General features: G+C 61.4%; 16 protein-coding genes. 14 read left to right on the top strand and 2 right to left on the bottom strand.

Translation table 11 applies throughout. The annotated features are described in order from the left end of the window. Positions 1-11 precede the first annotated feature (11 nt). The 11 genes from LFL96_RS19270 to LFL96_RS19220 all read left to right on the top strand — a co-directional run bounded on the left by LFL96_RS19270 (position 12) and on the right by LFL96_RS19220 (position 10,116). On the top strand, positions 12-803 hold the full coding sequence (locus LFL96_RS19270; RefSeq protein WP_280996815.1) for a ParA family protein: 792 nt from the start codon (positions 12-14) through the stop codon (positions 801-803). A 19-nt stretch (positions 804-822) separates the two neighbouring features. Then, a complete protein-coding gene (locus LFL96_RS19265) occupies positions 823-1,713 on the top strand; it encodes a ParB/RepB/Spo0J family partition protein (protein ID WP_280996814.1) in 891 nt (296 codons plus the stop codon). A 620-nt stretch (positions 1,714-2,333) separates the two neighbouring features. Next, positions 2,334-2,879 (top strand): ATP synthase subunit I, encoded by a 546-nt coding sequence (locus LFL96_RS19260; protein ID WP_280996813.1) that lies wholly within the window; start codon positions 2,334-2,336, stop codon positions 2,877-2,879. Between the two features lie 160 nt (positions 2,880-3,039). Beyond that, the gene (gene atpB / locus LFL96_RS19255) at positions 3,040-3,891 is read left to right on the top strand and encodes a F0F1 ATP synthase subunit A (protein ID WP_011490292.1); all 852 of its coding nucleotides are present in this window, start codon (positions 3,040-3,042) and stop codon (positions 3,889-3,891) included. Between the two features lie 82 nt (positions 3,892-3,973). Next, positions 3,974-4,243, top strand: a complete 270-nt coding sequence (gene atpE / locus LFL96_RS19250; RefSeq protein WP_007180033.1) for a F0F1 ATP synthase subunit C — start codon at positions 3,974-3,976, stop codon at positions 4,241-4,243. A gap of 138 nt (positions 4,244-4,381) precedes the next feature. Further along, the gene (locus LFL96_RS19245; RefSeq protein ID WP_106284870.1) at positions 4,382-4,852 is read left to right on the top strand and encodes a F0F1 ATP synthase subunit B; all 471 of its coding nucleotides are present in this window, start codon (positions 4,382-4,384) and stop codon (positions 4,850-4,852) included. Between the two features lie 2 nt (positions 4,853-4,854). Then, positions 4,855-5,394 carry a F0F1 ATP synthase subunit delta gene (locus tag LFL96_RS19240; RefSeq protein ID WP_280996801.1) on the top strand — a complete coding sequence of 180 codons (540 nt, stop codon included), beginning with the start codon at positions 4,855-4,857 and terminating at the stop codon, positions 5,392-5,394. Positions 5,395-5,452: 58 nt separating this feature from the next. Further along, the gene (gene atpA, locus LFL96_RS19235) at positions 5,453-6,994 is read left to right on the top strand and encodes a F0F1 ATP synthase subunit alpha (protein WP_280996800.1); all 1,542 of its coding nucleotides are present in this window, start codon (positions 5,453-5,455) and stop codon (positions 6,992-6,994) included. Positions 6,995-7,135: 141 nt separating this feature from the next. Continuing rightward, positions 7,136-8,020 carry a F0F1 ATP synthase subunit gamma gene (gene atpG / locus LFL96_RS19230; RefSeq protein ID WP_280996799.1) on the top strand — a complete coding sequence of 295 codons (885 nt, stop codon included), beginning with the start codon at positions 7,136-7,138 and terminating at the stop codon, positions 8,018-8,020. A gap of 113 nt (positions 8,021-8,133) precedes the next feature. Then, positions 8,134-9,528 carry a F0F1 ATP synthase subunit beta gene (atpD, locus tag LFL96_RS19225; RefSeq protein WP_280996798.1) on the top strand — a complete coding sequence of 465 codons (1,395 nt, stop codon included), beginning with the start codon at positions 8,134-8,136 and terminating at the stop codon, positions 9,526-9,528. A gap of 162 nt (positions 9,529-9,690) precedes the next feature. Continuing rightward, positions 9,691-10,116 (top strand): F0F1 ATP synthase subunit epsilon, encoded by a 426-nt coding sequence (locus LFL96_RS19220; RefSeq protein WP_012434800.1) that lies wholly within the window; start codon positions 9,691-9,693, stop codon positions 10,114-10,116. Between the two features lie 141 nt (positions 10,117-10,257). On the opposite strand, the gene LFL96_RS19215 is transcribed toward LFL96_RS19220, so the two are convergent. Beyond that, positions 10,258-11,184, bottom strand: a complete 927-nt coding sequence (locus LFL96_RS19215; RefSeq protein WP_280996796.1) for a hypothetical protein — start codon at positions 11,182-11,184, stop codon at positions 10,258-10,260. Positions 11,185-11,541: 357 nt separating this feature from the next. Between LFL96_RS19215 and LFL96_RS19210 the strand changes: the two genes are divergently transcribed. Then, complete coding sequence (locus LFL96_RS19210) at positions 11,542-13,272, top strand: AMP-binding protein (protein ID WP_280996795.1); 1,731 nt, start codon at positions 11,542-11,544, stop codon at positions 13,270-13,272. 765 nt (positions 13,273-14,037) lie between these two features. Here the strand turns inward: LFL96_RS19210 and LFL96_RS19205 are convergent. Then, positions 14,038-14,835 (bottom strand): transporter substrate-binding domain-containing protein, encoded by a 798-nt coding sequence (locus tag LFL96_RS19205; RefSeq protein WP_280996794.1) that lies wholly within the window; start codon positions 14,833-14,835, stop codon positions 14,038-14,040. Positions 14,836-15,054: 219 nt separating this feature from the next. Here LFL96_RS19205 and hemE point away from each other — a divergent pair, with 219 nt between their 5' ends. Both hemE and LFL96_RS19195 read left to right on the top strand, forming a co-directional pair. Further along, positions 15,055-16,155, top strand: coding sequence for a uroporphyrinogen decarboxylase (gene hemE, locus LFL96_RS19200; RefSeq protein ID WP_280996792.1), 1,101 nt, complete (start codon positions 15,055-15,057; stop codon positions 16,153-16,155). A 465-nt stretch (positions 16,156-16,620) separates the two neighbouring features. After that, positions 16,621-18,867, top strand: coding sequence for a primosomal protein N' (locus tag LFL96_RS19195; RefSeq protein ID WP_280996791.1), 2,247 nt, complete (start codon positions 16,621-16,623; stop codon positions 18,865-18,867). Positions 18,868-18,911: the final 44 nt, after the last annotated feature.

Genomic DNA, 18,911 nt, shown 5'->3' with positions numbered 1-18,911 from the left:
ACACACCAACGATGGCAAAAATCTTCTGCGTTGCGAACCAGAAAGGCGGCGTCGGCAAGACGACGACCACAGTCAATCTGGCCGCGAGCTTGGCAGCGCAGGGACAGCGTGTCCTTCTCATCGACCTGGACCCACAGGGCAATGCCACGATGGGCAGCGGCATCGACAAGGCCGCCTGTGCGAATACGGTCTACGAGGTGCTCGTGGATGGCGTCGCGGTGATCGATGCACGCATGCGTCCGGAAGCCGTCGGCTACGACGTGCTGCCCGCGAACCGCGAACTCGCCGGCGCCGAAGTCGAACTGGTCAGCGTGCAGAACCGCGAGCGCCAGTTGAAGGCTGCGCTTGCCGCCGTCGAAAGCGAATACGACTTCGTGCTGATCGACTGCCCGCCGGCTTTGTCACTGCTGACGCTCAATGGTCTGTGCGCCGCGCACGGCGTCGTGATCCCGATGCAATGCGAGTACTTCGCGCTCGAAGGCTTGTCCGATCTGGTCAATACGATCAAGCAGGTGCACGCGAATCTGAACCGGGATCTCAAGGTCATCGGCTTGCTGCGCGTGATGTTCGATCCGCGCATCACGCTGCAACAGCAGGTGTCCGATCAACTGAAAGAGCATTTCGGCGACAAGGTGTTCGACGCGGTGATTCCGCGTAATGTGCGGCTTGCCGAAGCACCGAGCTACGGCTTGCCGGGCGTGGTGTTCGACAGGGCGTCGCGGGGCGCGCAGGCATACGTGCAATTCGGCGCGGAAATGATTGAACGGGTGCGCGCGTTGAACGACGCGCCGCTGGCATCCTAAGCGGAATCGAGGAAGCACGATGAACGCAGTAGCGAGAAAAAAGGGCTTGGGACGCGGGCTGGAAGCTTTGCTCGGCGGTAGCGCGGACATCACCGAAGCGGTTGCGATCGAAGGTGCGCCGAACGTGTTGCCGCTCACCAAGATGCAGGCGGGCAAGTATCAGCCGCGCACGCGCATGGACGAAGGCGCGCTGCAGGAACTGGCGGCGAGCATCCGCGCGCAGGGCTTGATGCAACCGATCCTTGTGCGTCCCGTGGCCGCGGACAAGTACGAAATCATCGCCGGCGAACGACGCTTCCGCGCCGCGCGTCTGGCGGGTTTGACCGAAGTGCCGGTACTCGTGAAGGACGTGCCCGATCAGGCCGCCGCCGCGATGGCGCTGATCGAGAACATCCAGCGCGAAGACCTGAATCCTCTGGAAGAGGCGCAGGGTATTCAGCGTCTGCTCGACGAATTCAACTTCACGCACGAGCAGGCGGCGGAATCGGTGGGACGCTCGCGTAGCGCTGTGTCGAATCTGCTGCGCTTGCTCAACCTCGCATCGCCGGTACAAACGATGTTGCTGGCCGGCGATCTCGACATGGGCCACGCCCGCGCATTGTTGGCCGTGGATGCCGCGACGCAGATCACGCTCGCCAATCAGGTCGTCAACAAACGCATGTCGGTACGCGAAACCGAAAAGCTTGTGACGGCGACTACCAAGGCGGCGCCGGCAGTGAAGGCGCGCGCGAATCAGGATGGCGGGCGCGATACGCGTCGTTTGGAGGAAGAGCTGTCCGACCTGCTGGCGGCGACGGTGAAGATCAAGCTTGGCCGCCGCGGGCGAGGGCAGGTGCTGGTGGATTTCGGCGACCTGGATGCGCTTGAGGGTATTCTGGTGCGTCTACGCGGAAACGCAGCCGCGGCGTGAATGTAAGCGGCAGTTGCGCCGGGGCGGTCTGCTTGATCAGGACGACCCGGCGAAGCAATCATCGGTTAAAGCCGCCTTGCATGGATTCCTAACTAAATTGCTCCCCGCAAAATAATAAGGATGGCTGACGTATTTTCCGCCTCGTCAGCGCTGCGACAATGGGAGGCGGACACGCAGAGCGAAACGCTAACTGCAGGAAGGGCAGTGCGCCGTTCGATCAAAGTAGACTGGTGCGTTGTACTTCTCCGCCAGTCTCACCAAACCTCGACAGTTCCCTACCTTCCGCCGCCACCGATGTCCACCCGCACTCGAAAAAACCGGCGTTTGTTGCATTTTCGAGACGGCCGTTACAGCGTTTGAATCGCGTTTGCGCATCCGCAAATCTACCCGATTCAACGAGCATGTTTTGGCATCGCCCACCCGCCTTACATTTGACGCGTTTTGCCCCGCCAGCAGGGCATTCCCGTATCGTGATGACCGGTTTCACGCAGGTTATTGAGCGACCTAAAGTCTTGAATTGCCTGCAACTATCGCTTACAATCGCCCGGATTTAATTGCACGGCAACCCCGTAAGCGCAGCGTAAGCTGGCGCGCTGGAACCAGACTTTCGGAACATTGCGATGGCGGTTAAAACGTCGAATCAGGCGCCGCAGAATGGGCACGACGAACACCCCGCTGAGCGTACGGCTTCCGTAGCGTCCACCGGTCAGCGAGTCGCGCCTGATGAAGCGTGGGATGCCGAGCAGCAAGATAACAATATCGTTCCGCTCACGCGGGCCGAAGCTGAGAAGCTCTTTGGTCCTAACGTGAGTCGTCCATCGCGTGTCACGCCTTTCAAGGTCGTGGCGGCGCAAATGGTTTTGTCCCTGGGTGCTACGCTGGTGTGGTGGCTGTTCTACAAGCCGCCGGGCGCTGCTGCGCTGTCCGCGTTCCTGGGGGGAGCGATCTGCTGGGTGCCGGGCGCGTTGTTCGCGGCACGATTGAGAACGCTGAGCGGCGCCGAAACGGTGATGAGCTGGATGATCGGCGAAGCGCTCAAGATGGGGACAACGATCGCGATGTTTGTAGCCATCGCCTTCTGGTATCACGACGTACGCTGGGTTCCGCTACTCGTGACTTACCTCGTCGCGCTCAAGACGTACTGGATTGCCTTGGCCTGGCGCTAAGGTAGCTGGAACGGAAGCAGCAAAAAATTCAGGCCGGCGCGCAGCGCCGGTACCAGGAGTGCGGATATGACACAGTCCGCGCCCGGCGTGTTCCCGCAATACAGAATTGCTGCGGGAGCGGCCTAAGACGATTTTCGACAATTTGGGTGGCTTTAACGATATGGCAGCTAGCGAAGGCACGCGCGCAATGGATCCGTCCGAGTACATCGCGCACCACTTGCAGAACTTTTCCACCGCGCACCAGACGTCGATTTTCGACATTCACGTGTGGAATCTGGACACCCTTTTCTGGTCGATCGTTTGCGGTCTGGCCACCATCTTCATTCTGCATCTCGCTGCTCGCAAGGCAACGTCCGGCGTGCCGGGCCGTTTCCAGTGCGCCATCGAAATGCTGGTCGAAATGGTCGAAGATCAATCGAAGTCGATGATCCACGGCTCGCGTACCTTCATCGCCCCGTTGGCCCTGACGGTGTTCGTCTGGGTCGCGCTGATGAACTCGCTCGACTTTATCCCCGTTGACCTGCCGGGCCACGTGATTGGCTGGCTGGGTCTGTCCGAAGTCATCCCGCACCACCGTATCGTTCCGACCGCCGACCTGAACGGCACGCTCGGCATCGCCCTCGGTGTGTTCGCGCTGATGATTTACTACAACTTCAAGATCAAGGGCGCAGGCGGCTTCGTTCACGAACTGCTGTCCGCTCCGTTCGGCGCGCATCCGCTGCTGTGGATCCCGAACCTTGCACTGAACATCATCGAGTTCGTCGCGAAGACGGTCTCGCTCGGCATGCGGCTGTTCGGCAACATGTACGCGGGCGAACTGTTGTTCCTGCTGATTGCCCTGCTCGGCAGCATCTGGAGCTTCGGCGCGGACACGACGGTGCTTGGCTTCATCGGCCACGTGATCGCGGGCAGCGTGTGGGCAATCTTCCACATCCTGATCGTTCTGCTGCAAGCGTTCATTTTCATGATGCTGACGCTGGTGTACATCGGCCAGGCACACGACACGCACTAAACTGCGCGTCGACCAAAGAATCATCGTTTTTTTAAATCCCAGTTCCAACCAGTTCTAAAAGACTTTTCACAAAGGAGTGATCATGCAAGCTTTCATCGCCAACATCCAGGGTCTGACCGCCATCGGTATCGGCATCATCATCGGCCTGGGTGCAATCGGCGCCTGTATCGGTATCGGCCTGATGGGCGGCAAGTACATCGAAGCATGTGCACGTCAGCCGGAACTGATGAACCCGCTGCAAACCAAGATGTTCCTGCTGGCTGGTCTGATCGATGCGGCGTTCCTGATTGGCGTTGGTGTGGCAATGCTGTTTGCGTTCGCGAACCCGCTGCTGTCGAAGCTGGCAGGCTGAGGTTCCTCGGAAGTTTGCGCCTGAGCTATAACAGGTAAGGGCGCAGGGCGGAACGGGCACTGAGGCGCTGATCGAACACAGAATCGATGAGCGCCTTGCCGTTTCACTTTCCGAACTAGCAACGTTTAAGGAAACACCGTGAATCTCAACGCAACCCTGTTTGCGCAAATGGTCGTGTTCCTGATCCTCGCGTGGTTCACGATGAAGTTCGTGTGGCCGCCGCTGATCAACGCCCTCGACGAGCGCTCAAAGAAGATTGCTGACGGTTTGTCGGCTGCCGAAAAGGGCAAGGCCGAACTCGAAGCCGCTCACAAGCGCGTCGACCAGGAACTCGCCCAGGCACGCAATGACGGTCAGCAACGTATTGCCGACGCGGAAAAGCGCGCCGTGGCAGTCGCTGACGAAATCAAGGCTCAGGCACAGGCTGAAGCCGCACGCATCATCGCGCAAGCGAAAGCGGACGCGGACCAGCAAGTTGTGAAGGCGCGCGAAACGCTGCGCGGCGAAGTCGCTGCACTCGCTGTCAAGGGCGCTGAACAGATCCTGAAGCGCGAAGTCGACCAGGCAGCTCACGCTGACCTGCTGAATCAACTGAAAGCCGAGCTCTGATCATGGCCGAACTTGCAACCATCGCCCGTCCGTACGCAGAAGCGCTGTTTGGCGTGGCCGAAGCTGGTGACATCGCCGCCTGGTCCACGCTCGTGCAGGAGCTGGCACAGGTTGCGCGTCTGCCCGAAGTGCTGTCGATCGCCTCGAGCCCGAAAGTAAGCCGCGCCCAGGTCAGCGAACTGCTGCTGGCCGCGGTCAAGTCGCCGCTCAAGGACAACGCGCAAGCGAAGAATCTGGTGCAAATGCTGGTGGATAACCATCGCCTGCAATTGTTGCCCGAAATCGCCGCGCAATTCGAAGAGCTGAAGAACGCCCGCGAAGGGGCGGCCGATGTGCTGATCGTCAGCGCATTCCCGCTCGAAGGCGCGCAGTTGAACGACCTCGTCGCAAGTCTCGAACGCAAGTTCCAACGCAAGCTGAAGCCGACGGTCGAAGTCGACGCGTCGCTGATCGGCGGCGTGCGCGTGACGGTCGGCGACGAAGTGCTCGATACCTCGGTCCGCGCGCGGCTTGCCAGCATGCAGACGGCTCTGACGGCCTGAAGCGCCTAGGGCGCTGAAGCGGCTGGCACGCAACAGAATTGACTATCAGGAGCGAATAATGCAACTCAATCCCTCTGAGATCAGCGAGCTGATCAAGAGCCGGATCCAGGGCCTTGACGCGAGCGCAGACGTTCGCAACCAGGGCACGGTGATCTCCGTGACCGACGGTATCGTGCGTATTCACGGCCTGTCGGAAGTGATGCAGGGCGAAATGCTCGAATTCCCGGGCAACACCTTCGGTCTCGCACTGAACCTCGAGCGCGACTCGGTCGGCGCCGTGATTCTGGGTGAGTACGAACACATTTCGGAAGGCGACATCGTCAAGACGACGGGCCGTATTCTCGAAGTGCCGGTGGGTCCGGAACTGCTCGGCCGCGTGGTCGACGCGCTCGGCAACCCGATCGACGGCAAGGGCCCGATCAACGCAACGAAGACCGACGCCATCGAAAAGATCGCGCCGGGCGTGATCTGGCGTAAGTCGGTTTCGGAACCGGTTCAGACCGGTCTGAAGTCGATCGACGCGATGGTGCCGGTTGGCCGTGGCCAGCGCGAGCTGATCATTGGCGACCGTCAGTGCGGCAAGACGGCAGTCGCGGTCGACGCGATCATCAACCAGAAGGGCAAGAACCTCTTCTGTATCTACGTCGCGATCGGCCAGAAGGCTTCGTCGATCATGAACGTGGTGCGCAAGCTGGAAGAATCCGGCGCGCTGGAATACACGATCGTCGTGGCCGCTTCGGCTTCGGACTCGGCAGCGATGCAGTACCTCGCGCCTTACGCCGGCTGCACGATGGGCGAATACTTCCGCGATCGCGGCCAGGACGCGCTGATCGTTTATGACGACTTGACCAAGCAAGCGTGGGCATATCGCCAGATCTCGCTGCTGCTGCGCCGCCCGCCGGGCCGCGAAGCTTACCCGGGTGACGTGTTCTATCTGCACTCGCGTCTGCTGGAACGTGCTGCTCGCGTCTCGGAAGAGTACGTCGAGAAGTTCACGAACGGCGAAGTGAAGGGCAAGAGCGGTTCGCTGACGGCACTGCCGGTCATTGAAACGCAAGCAGGCGACGTGACCGCATTCGTTCCGACGAACGTGATCTCGATTACCGACGGCCAGATCTTCCTGGAAACCGACCTCTTCAACGCAGGTATCCGCCCGGCAATTAACGCCGGCGTGTCGGTGTCGCGCGTTGGCGGTGCGGCTCAGACGAAGGTCGTGAAGAAGCTGTCGGGCGGTATCCGTACCGACCTCGCGCAGTACCGTGAACTGGCTGCGTTCGCGCAGTTCGCCTCGGACCTCGACGAAGCAACCCGCAAGCAGCTGGAGCGCGGCCGCCGCGTGACGGAACTGCTGAAGCAGCCGCAGTATCAGCCGCTGCAGGTGTGGGAACTGGCTGTCTCGCTGTTCGCAGCGAACAACGGCTACCTCGACGATCTGGAAGTCTCGCAAGTCCTGCCGTTCGAAAAGGGCCTGCGCGAGCATCTGAAGTCGAGCCACGCTGACCTGGTCAAGCGAATCGAAGATACGAAGGAACTCTCGAAGGACGATGAAGGCCTGCTGCACACGGTCCTCAAAGACTTCAAGAAGTCCGGCGCTTATTGATCCGCGAGTGATCCGCAAGGCATAAGCGGACCTTGAAGCGGCGTGGTCCGCAGGCAACTGCCCCCGCGCTGCTTCGGCCGCTTTGCATGGGGGCCCGGATAAGCGCTCAAGCGCTCATCCGGGTCGACAAAGGAGCAAGCAATGGCTGGAATGAAGGAAATTCGCGGCAAGATCAAGAGCGTGCAAAACACGCGAAAGATCACGAAAGCGATGGAGATGGTGGCCGCATCGAAGATGCGCCGCGCTCAGGAGCGCATGCGCTCCGCTCGCCCGTACGCCGACAAGGTCCGCGATATCGCTGCACACATGAGCCGTGCGAACCCCGAGTATCGTCACCCGTTCATGGTGTCGAACGAAGGCGCGAAGGCGGCGGGTTTCATCCTCGTGACGACCGATAAGGGTCTGTGCGGCGGCATGAACACCAACGTGCTGCGTGCGTCGCTGCAGAAGTTCAAGGAACTGGAAGGCCAGGGCAAGACGATCGAGGCAACCGCGATCGGCACCAAGGGTCTGGGTTTCCTGAACCGTCTGCGCGCGAAGGTCGCGTCGAACGTCGTGCATCTGGGCGACACGCCGCATCTGGAAAAGCTGATCGGCGCGGTGAAGGTTCAGCTCGACCTGTACTCGGAAGGCAAGGTTTCGGCGGTGTACCTCGCGTACACGCGCTTCGTCAACACGATGAAGCAGGAGCCGGTGATCGAGCAACTGCTGCCGCTGTCGGCAGACCAGTTCGAGCGCAAGGAAGAAGACGGCACGACGCCGAGCACGCAGTGGGACTACATCTACGAGCCGGATGCGCAGGCAGTGGTGGACGAACTGCTGGTGCGCTATGTCGAGGCGCTGGTCTATCAGGCCGTCGCGGAAAACATGGCATCGGAGCAGTCGGCACGAATGGTCGCGATGAAGGCCGCTTCGGACAATGCGAAGACGGTCATCAACGAACTGCAGCTCGTGTACAACAAGAGCCGTCAGGCCGCGATCACGAAAGAACTGTCGGAAATCGTCGGTGGTGCGGCGGCTGTCTGACCTTAATGTCAGGCAAGCGCCTCGTGTGCGCCCGTGTGGCGCACCCCGCCCAGGCGGCCCATCGAAACTGCGCCTTTGCGCGAGTGAAGAATTGAGTATCTAAAGGAAAAGCGATGAGTACTACTGCTTTGGTAGAAGGCAAGATCGTACAGTGCATCGGCGCGGTGATCGACGTGGAATTTCCGCGTGAATCCATGCCGAAGATTTACGACGCGCTCATTCTCGACGGTTCGGAACTGACCCTCGAAGTCCAGCAACAGCTGGGCGACGGCGTCGTCCGTACCATCTGTCTGGGTGCATCGGACGGTCTGCGCCGTGGCACGGTCGTGAAGAACACGGGTAAGCCGATCAGCGTGCCTGTCGGCAAGCCGACCCTCGGCCGGATCATGGACGTGCTGGGTCGCCCGATCGACGAAGCCGGCCCGATCAACTCGGACGTGGTTCGCGGTATTCACCAGAAGGCTCCGGCGTTCGACGAACTGTCGCCGTCGACGGAACTGCTCGAAACCGGCATCAAGGTTATCGACCTGATCTGCCCGTTCGCCAAGGGCGGTAAGGTTGGCCTGTTCGGTGGCGCCGGCGTGGGCAAGACCGTGAACATGATGGAACTGATCAACAACATCGCGAAGGAACACGGTGGTTACTCCGTGTTCGCCGGTGTTGGCGAGCGTACCCGCGAAGGGAACGACTTCTATCACGAAATGAAGGACTCGAACGTTCTCGACAAGGTCGCGCTGGTGTACGGCCAGATGAACGAGCCGCCGGGCAACCGTCTGCGCGTTGCGCTGACCGGCCTGACGATGGCTGAGCACTTCCGTGACGAAGGCCTCGACGTGCTGTTCTTCGTCGACAACATCTACCGTTTCACGCTGGCAGGCACGGAAGTGTCGGCACTGCTCGGCCGTATGCCGTCGGCAGTGGGCTATCAGCCGACGCTGGCTGAAGAAATGGGCAAGCTGCAAGAGCGTATTACGTCGACCAAGACCGGTTCGATTACCTCGGTCCAGGCCGTGTACGTCCCTGCGGATGACTTGACCGACCCGTCGCCGGCCACGACCTTCGGCCACTTGGACGCAACCGTCGTGTTGTCGCGTGACATCGCATCGCTGGGTATCTACCCGGCAGTGGACCCGCTCGATTCGACCTCGCGTCAGATCGACCCGAACGTGATCGGCGAAGAACACTACTCGATCACGCGCGGCGTGCAGCAAACGCTGCAGCGCTACAAGGAACTGCGCGACATTATCGCGATTCTGGGCATGGACGAACTCGCACCGGAAGACAAGCTCGCCGTTGCGCGCGCTCGTAAGATCCAGCGGTTCCTGTCGCAGCCGTTCCACGTCGCTGAAGTGTTCACGGGCTCGCCGGGCAAGTATGTGCCGCTGAAGGAAACGATCCGCGGCTTCAAGATGATCGTCGAAGGCGAATGCGATCACCTGCCGGAGCAAGCGTTCTATATGGTCGGCACGATCGACGAAGCCTTCGAGAAGGCCAAGAAGATCCAGTAAAGGTCGGGTGTAACGAAGCGGGCGCCGGCCTCGCGCGTATCGGTACCGATGAAACGGTACCGGTTTCGCCAAACCGGCGCCTCTTACTACGCTTAACCCAGCCTTGCATGAGACGAGGGCGAGCGCAAAAGCGCGAACTCTCGCCGACAGGAGTCGACACTTATGGCAACAATCAAAGTAGACGTCGTCAGCGCGGAAGAGCAGATCTTCTCGGGCCAGGCGAAGTTCGTCGCACTGCCGGGCGAAGCGGGCGAACTCGGCATTCTGCCGGGCCACACGCCGCTGATTACGCGGATTCGTCCGGGTGCGGTGCGCATCGAAGCTGAAAACGGTGAAGAAGAGTTTGTGTTCGTTGCCGGCGGCATTCTTGAAATCCAGCCGGGCGCCGTGACGGTTCTCGCCGACACCGCCATTCGCGGCAAGGATCTCGACGAAGCCAAGGCAGAAGATGCACGCAAGCGTGCGGAAGAAGCGCTGCAAAACACGGGTTCGAACCTCGAATACGCAACCGCGCAAGCGGAGCTGGCGTATGCGACGGCTCAGCTCGCTGCGATCCAGCGTCTGCGCAAGCTGCGCGGTCAGAACTAAAGAAACACTCTGCGAACGTCGACCGTCGCCGCGATGTAAGTCGCGCAGGTTGACGCAACGCCGGGAACGAAGAAGGGCTCCTCAACGGGAGCCCTTTTTTATTTGCTGGAATCAATCGTTGTTCACGCGCGATGCGCGGCGTCAGCCCTTCCAGTCATTCTGGACAAATGCCTGCATATTCAATCGCGTCAAAGGATCCTGATTTCGATTCAGGTGCATGTTGGTGATGTCTGTCTCGGCGTGATACGGCACACCGGCAACACGATTCAAGGCAGCGCCGAAGAGCGCCCAGTTTTTATCCGTAGGGGAGCCATCGCCACGGCAGACGTCGTTCATGAAGGTCCGATACTCCGAAGACGATGCTTCAGCATTCGTCATTTGACCGTTCTCCACGCGATGGAGGTTATTTGATACATGTCCGAAGGATTGATCGGACAAGCCGACGTTCAAGCGCTGAAGTCCGTGGTTGACGACGTTGACGGTGTTCGCATAGCTACCGGGCTGGTGGGTACCCGACAGTTCGCTTAGCTGTCTCGATAGTTTGTGCCGGTTTTCGAGACTCGATCCTCCAGAGGCGCCGAACGGACTCGCGGAACTGCCAGATGCACCGCCAGAGCCGCCAAACGGGCTATCAGACGAGCCGAACGGACTGTCCCATTTGTTCTTGATGGGCGCTCCGCCTTTAAGTCCGACATCGTGGTGAACTTCAAAGTTACCCCCGGCATTCGTGCGGACAGGGTATTGCGGCTTGGCCGTATTGCCGGGTTGCCATACGCGCAACGTGCCGTTGTCCACGTCGTGGCGCACCGGAAACCAGTTTGTGCCGTCATGGATGAATTGTCCGCCGCGTCCGTCGCGATAGAGATTGGGCTGATTGGCCGTCGGCGCCAACTCGCCTCCTGGGCGCTTCACCGCATAAGACAAGGGAATATTCAGCGCCTCGCGTAATGCGCCGCCAAGCGCGGCATCGCCGCGGCTCGGGGGCGAAACGGGGCGCGCGATATCCGGCCGGATCGGTGCGTGCGTCACACCGGTTGCTGAATGGTACGTGTTGCTGACTGCTCTCATTTCCATTTCCTTCGAAGCATCAAGTCCACGGTGTCATCGATCGCCATGCCGCCACTAGCGTTGCACCCAAATGAGCCGGAAGCGGGTAGAACAACCACCGTAATCGTTGTTCTCGCTGGCTTTCGGTGTGACCATCTTCACCTTGTTTTCGGTGACGGGGGACGCCAATCCAGCGCGCGATGATCGTGGTCGACTCGGGCTGACAAACCAGATAGTCATCGCGCGGAGTAGCACCCAGGCCCAGCCGGTGCGGGTAACACTTGATGCCGCCGCGTCGGCGGCTAATGGCACAATCGCCGCACAAATGGCTTCAATTTCATTTCAATAGCGCAACGATTGCCTCTCGGAGACACCACCATGGCAAGTCAGGCAGCAGACGAATCCGCGCTTATCGAGCCGCAAGACAATCTCTCCTACGTGCGTGGTTCGACGCAAATCCCGCTCAGCGATGCAACCGTCGGCCAGTTTCTTCGGGACACCGCGCGACAGTTTCCGACCCGACCCGCCGTGGTGTTCCGCGAGCAGCAGATTCGCTGGACATGGCAGGAGTTTGCCGACGAAGTCGACATCCTGGCGTCGGGGCTGGCGGCGTTGGGGATCGCGAAGGGCGATCGCGTCGGCATCTGGTCGCCGAATCGCGTCGAGTGGCTGCTGACGCAATTCGCGACCGCGCGGATCGGCGCGATATTGGTGAACATCAATCCGGCTTATCGCCTGGCCGAACTCGAATACGCGCTGAACAAGGTGGATTGCAAGGCGATCATCGCGGCGGAGCGTTTCAAATCGTCGATGTATCTGCACATGTTGCAGGAACTCGCGCCCGAACTGGCGAGCGCCGTGCCGGGCGATCTGCACGCCACGCGTTTGCCCGGCTTGCGGCTGGTCATCCGCATGTGCGACACCGACACGCCGGGCATGCTTTCGTTTTCCGACGTGATCGAGCAAGGGCGCGCGACGCTCGATACCGCGAAACTCGATGCGATTGGCGCGACTCTGCATGTGGACGAGCCGATCAACATCCAGTTCACCAGCGGTACCACCGGCAATCCGAAGGGCGCGACGCTCACGCACCGGAACGTGGTCAACAACGCGCGCTACATTGCGATGGCGATGCGCCTGACCGAACAGGACGGCCTGTGCATTCCCGTGCCGCTCTACCACTGCTTCGGCATGGTGCTGTCGGTGCTGGCTTGCGTGTCGGTCGGCGCGAACATGGTGTTTCCCGGCGAGGGCTTCGCCCCGGCGGCGACGCTCGCCGCCGTCGCCGAGGAGAAGTGCACGGCGCTGCATGGCGTGCCGACGATGTTCATCGCCGAACTCGATCATCCGAGCTTCGACACGTACGATTTTTCGCGTCTGCGAACCGGCATCATGGCCGGTTCGCCGTGTCCGATCGAGACGATGAAAAAGGTCGTCTCGAAGATGCATTTGAGCGAGATCACGATCGCTTACGGCATGACGGAAACCAGCCCGGTGTCGTTCCAGAGTTCGACCAGCGATCCACTGGACAAGCGGACGACGACCGTTGGCCGTATCCAGCCGCATCTGGAGGTGAAAATCGTCGATCCGCTTGGCGAGATCGTACCGGTGGGTGAAACCGGCGAACTATGCACGCGTGGCTATTCGGTGATGCAAGGCTATTGGGGCGACGAAGCGAAGACCCGCGAAAACATCATCGACGGCTGGATGCATACCGGCGATCTGGCCACGCTCGACGCCGAGGGCTATTGCAATATCGTCGGCCGGCTGAAAGACATGCTGATTCGCGGCGGCGAAAACATCTATCCGCGCGAGATCGAGGAGTTTCTGTTCCGCCATCCGAAGATCCAGAGCGTGCAGGTGTTCGGCGTGCCAGACCCGAAGTACGGTGAGGAGGTCTGCGCGTGGGTGGTTTTGCGAGCGGGAGAACAGGCGACGCCGGAGGAAATCCAGCAGTTTTGCCAAGGGCAGATCGCGCATTACAAGGTGCCGAAATACATCCGCTTCGTCGATGAATTGCCGATGACTGTCACCGGCAAAGTGCAGAAATTCATCATGCGCGAACGGATGATCAGCGAACTGAAGTTGCGGGAAGACAAAACAGCCTGAGAACCAGATGCATCTGCCGCTCAGATTGAATGGGCGGCAGCGCAATGACGTCAAGATCCCCACGCCGCGTGGGAACAGTAACGCGCGACTAAGAAGAGGGAAAACCGTTTGCCGGACACGCCGACAATCAGCCAGAAGCCTCGCCAGCAGGGCTTTCTCCTGGCGATGCCGCAGCGCGCAAACGTTTGACCAGACGAAAAAAAAGCGGGCCTGGAGCCCGCTAAAAACCACACGCTACGGGGTTAGCGCGAGGAGACCAAAGGTGGAACCGATTGAGCACGACGCCCCAGCGTCGAGTACGGCCCCAGCAGGGATGCCCCTTCACAGGGCTTCGGCAAGCGCCGACCGGCAGGTGCATCGTATCCGCTCACACCATGCACCCAGCCACATCCGTGTTGAAACCGTTGAGGGCATTGTGGGCGAATTAACTTATGAGCGCGGTAACAAAGTGTTTCAGGTTGTAACGCCCGCCAGATAAGGCGTTGCGGGACTTATTGCCAAACGGAAACGTTTTAAACGTAAATTTTACCTATGACAGGATCGCAATTTCATACGCATGATTGATGCTATTCGTGACGCATCGCGCAGCGTAATCCGTTCAGTCAATTCCGCATGAAATGGTTGTATCCGCATCTTATTTGCAATATGCGGCTTTGTTACAGGCGATCTAATTAATTAAGAAATATCTTCGGATAAAAGCGTCCTGTCATGTTGCATTGCCGAATTCGCCCGACGCCATCAACGGCCTCGGGCGATCTGTTTCCCTTATTTCAGCCACTTGTCCGAAATCGCCTGGTACTCGCCCGTGGCGCGTGCAAGGTGCAACCACTGATCGACGTACTGCTGGAACGCGACATCGCCGCGCGGCAGTAACCAGGCCTTTTCGCCGTACTGGAACGGCTTGTCCGGATGAACCGAGCACAGGCCCGGATTCAGCTTCTGCTGCAGCAGGGTTTCGGAGGCGTCCGTCACCATGACGTCGGCTTTGCCCGACAGTATCTGCTTGAAAACCGTCACGTTGTCCGGATACACAGTCAGGTTCGCGTGCGGGAAGTACTGCTTCGCGAAACGCTCGTTGGTGCCGCCCGGATTGACGATCACGCGCGTGGACGGCTGATCGATCTGCGCGACGGTTTGGTATTTGTTCACGTCGTCGCATCGAACGATCGGCGTCTTGCCGTCGACCATGTACGCCTGCGTGAAGAACGCGCGCTTTTGCCGCTCCAGCGTCGGCGACACGCCGCCCACGCCGATATCGCATTTGGCGACGAAGTCGTTCATCAGGTTCGACCACGACGTTTTCACGTACTCCGCTTTCACTCCCAGCGACTTGGCGAGCGATTCCGTCATGTCGATGTCGATCCCTTCGAACTGCCCATCCGGCTTGTAGAACGAGTAGGGCTTGTAGTCGCCCGTGGTACAGGCGCGCAGCGTGCCGCGCGCGAGCACTTCGTCGAGCCGGGAAGGTGGGGCCGCCGCCGGACTGGTCTGCGCGATTGCCGCGCCCGCGTGCATCAAAACACCGGCCACAACGCCGAGCAATGCGAATGCTGTCCTGTTCATCGGGTCTCCTTGTTGGCGTGTAATTGTCTGGTAAGGTCGTCGGATGATAGCCCGGCAATTCGGGCTTGAACATTAGCCGTTCAGCCGAGTCGCGTTCGGGCGGCCGGCAATGGCAGACTGCATGTGGCAGTCGGTCGCGCGACAGTTATTACCCGCATCAAGCGCGATGCCGGGAGCGGGGTCCGGTAAAATGCCCCTTTGCCTTCAGTCGTACGCAACGTGGCCCATAAACTCCTGAACGACACTTTCCTGCGCGCGCTGCTGCGCCAGCCGACCGACTACACGCCGATCTGGCTGATGCGACAGGCAGGCCGCTACCTGCCGGAATACAACGCCACGCGCGGCCGGGCGGGCAGTTTCCTCGGTCTCGCGAAGAATCCCGCGTTCGCGACCGAGGTCACGCTGCAACCGCTCGAGCGCTATCCGCTGGACGCCGCCATCCTCTTTTCGGACATCCTGACGGTGCCAGACGCAATGGGGCTGGGGCTGGAGTTCGTCGCGGGCGAAGGGCCGAAATTCGCGCATCCGGTGCGCACCGAAGAAGACGTTGCGCGTCTCGCGGTTCCGGACATCGACGCCACGCTGCGCTACGTTACCGACGCCGTGCGTGAAATCCGCACCGCGCTGACGGACGCGCAAGGCCGCCAGCGTGTGCCGCTGATCGGTTTTTCGGGCAGCCCGTGGACGCTCGCGTGCTACATGGTCGAAGGCGCCGGTTCGTCCGACTTCCGCACGGTCAAGTCCATGCTGTATGCGCGGCCCGATCTGATGCATCGCATTCTCGACATCAACGCGCGGTCGGTGGCGGCTTATCTGAACGCGCAGATCGAAGCCGGCGCGCAGGCCGTGATGATTTTCGATACGTGGGGCGGCGCGCTCGCGGACGGCGTCTATCAGCGCTTCTCACTGCACTACATCCAGCAGGTCGTGAGTCAGCTGAAGCGCGAGCACGACGGCGAGAAAGTACCGGTGATCACCTTTACGAAGGGCGGCGGCCTGTGGCTCGATGAGATCGCCGATATCGGCGTCGACGCGGTCGGTCTCGACTGGACGGTGAATCTGCGCGAGGCGCGCGAGCGCGTCGGCGGCAAGGTGGCGCTTCAAGGCAATATCGACCCGTCCGTGCTGTTTGCGCCGCCCGCGGCAATCCGCATGGAAGCGCGCGCGGTACTGGATAGCTTCGGCAATCATCCGGGGCATGTCTTCAATCTCGGCCACGGCATTTCGCAATTCACACCGCCGGAACACGTCGCCGAACTCGTCGATGAAGTGCACCGGCACAGCCGCGCGATTCGAAGCGGCGCGCATGCACCGGCATGAAGCCGTAATCGTTACCACTTTTGCTGCAACGCGGCGAAGTGGGCTCTCGGTCTAAGGGAAAACAGGCAGGGCTGCGGGCCGTCAGATGGCGGTCTCGCGAAAGTCAAGACTTGACTTATACACATTCTTCACGCTGCGGCGCGGTAGAAGCTTTCGTCGTACCGAGACCCTTGCACATTGCTGGCGCGTTTGATCTAAGCCTTATCTGGCAAGGGTTTGCGGGGTTCGTGGCGCAAAGTGCGGAAGCCCACAGAAGGCCGCTACGGCGCGGGTTTCGGCGCTTCCCAGCGAAGTTCTCAACAAAGTTATCCACAGGCACGCGGGCCGATTGCAATTGTTCAGCCGAATCCAAAACTTAGCGCCGAAATTGAAGTTTTACTTTAACTTCGACGGGCTCGGCATGCGCATCGCGTACATGGGGGCGTGGCATCGTGCCACGCCGGCGCGTCCACGCGGCGAGGTGGCGTGAGCGACGTGTTCGTCCGCGTTGCGCTAGATCATCCGCTGCCGACATTGTTCGACTATCGGTGCGGCGCGGGCGAACGTCCCGCCCCAGGCATGCTGGTCAGCGTGCCGTTCGGCAAGCGCCACGTGGTGGGCCTCGTCTGCGAAGTAACCGCTCACAGTGACGTGCCGGCGGATCGCCTGAAGGCAGTCAGCGGCCTGTGCAATGCCTGTCCGCCGGTCTCGGCGCAATGGCTCAAGCTGGCCGCTTTCGCCGCCGACTACTACCAGCGCGGGCTCGGCGAAGTCGCGCTGCCCGCCTTGCCCCAGGCTTTACGCGACGCCTCCCGCTGGTCGCGCCTGTTCGCGCCGGAAGAGCGCTACAGCCTGACGCCGGAAGGCCGCGTGGCGCTGCCCGATGCATTGCCGGCGCGTGCCAGCGCGCTCCGAAAACTCGCACAGGCCTTGGCCGAAGCCGAATTCTTGCTGGCCGCCGACGCGCGCGCGCTGCACCCCAAGGCCATTGCCACGCTGGAAGGATGGCAAGCCGAGGGCTGGGTCGCGCTGGACATGATCGACGCCGCCGCGGCGCTGACCGCGCCGCTGTTGCCCGACACGCCCACGCCCCAACTCCCGACGCTCACCGATGAACAGGCCGCCGCCGTCGACGCGATTCGCGGCGCGGACGGCTTCGCCCCTTTCCTCCTGCACGGCGTGACAGGCAGCGGCAAAACCGAGGTCTATCTGCGTGCGCTCGCCGCGATTCTGGAGGCGAAGCCGGACGCGCAGGCGCTCGTCCTGGTGCCCGAAATCAATCTGACGCCGCAGTTCGAGGCCGCCTTCCGCGCCCGCTTCGCCGCGCTGGAAGGCGCGTCGATCGTCACGCTGCATAGCGGTCTCGCCGAGGGCGAACGCGCGCGCAACTGGTTCGCCGCGCACACGGGCCGCGCGCGCATCGTGCTCGGCACGCGTCTCGCGGTGCTGGCGTCGTTGCCGAACCTGGCCGTGATCGTCGTCGATGAAGAGCACGATCCGGCGTACAAGCAGCAGGAGGGCTTGCGCTACTCGGCGCGCGATCTCGCGATCTACCGCGCCAAGCAGCTCGACGTGCCGGTGGTGCTCGGCTCGGCGACGCCGTCGCTGGAAAGCTGGTGGCAGGCCGATCAGGGGCGCTACCAGCGTTTGACGCTGTCGCGCCGCGCGGTGGCCGATGCGGTGCTGCCGACCGTCCGGCTGATCGACCTGGAGGAAGAACGGCGGCGCGGACGCGCGTCCGTGGAAGGTCTGTCGGGACCGTTGCTCGCCGCCTTGCGCGCAAGGCTCGAACGCGGCGAGCAAAGCCTCGTGTTTCTCAACCGTCGCGGCTACGCGCCGCAACTTGCCTGCGATGCCTGCGGCTGGGTCGCCGGTTGCCCGCGTTGCAGCGCCTATGTGGTGCTGCACAAGCCCGAGCGCGCGCTGCGTTGTCATCACTGTGGTTGGGAGTCGCGTATTCCGCGCTCATGTCCGGAGTGCGGCAACGTCGATATCGCGCCGATGGGACGCGGCACGCAGCGCGTCGAGGAAACGCTCGCGAGCGCGGTGCCGGGCGCCCGCGTGCTGCGGATCGACGCCGACAGCACGCGCCGTAAAGGCAGCGCGCAGGCGCTGTTCTCGGATGTGCACGCGGGCGAGGTCGACATTCTCGTCGGCACGCAGATGATCGCGAAGGGGCATGATTTTCAGCGCGTGTCGCTGGTCGGCGTGCTGAATGCCGATACCGCGCTCTTCTCGCACGATTTCCGCGCAAGTGAGCGCCTGTTCGCGCAGTTGATGCAGGTGAGCGGCCGTGCTGGACGCGGCGGTTTGCCGGGCGAAGTGCTGGTGCAGACCCGCTACCCGCGTCACGCGCTGTATCACGCGTTGGGGCGCCAGGACTATGTCGGCTTCGCCAATTCGACGCTGGCCGAGCGGCGCGACGCGCATCTGCCGCCGTTCGTGTACCAGGCCTTGCTGCGCGCGGAGGGGCGTACGCTCGAAGCCGCGCTCGCGTTCCTGCAGCAGGCCGCCGCGGCATTGACCAGCATTCCCGCCGCCGAACGCATGACCGTCTACGATGCCGTGCCGCTGACGATCGTCAAGGTGATGCACGTGCATCGCGCGCAGTTGTTGATCGAAAGTGCGTCGCGGGCGGCGTTGCAGGCGACGTTGCGCGCGTGGCAACCGCTGCTGCGAAACCTCAAGGGTGTGCTGCGCTGGAGCGTCGAAGTCGATCCGCTCGATATTTAAGACGCTGGGAACGGCTAATCATCAAGGCAAACCGCACCACCCCG

Origin of the sequence: Paraburkholderia sp. D15, from assembly GCF_029910215.1 — a bacterium.
In the GTDB taxonomy this organism is placed as follows: domain Bacteria; phylum Pseudomonadota; class Gammaproteobacteria; order Burkholderiales; family Burkholderiaceae; genus Paraburkholderia.
The sequence above is the reverse complement of the archived record's forward strand: the minus strand, read 5'-3'. Positions and strand labels throughout refer to the sequence as shown.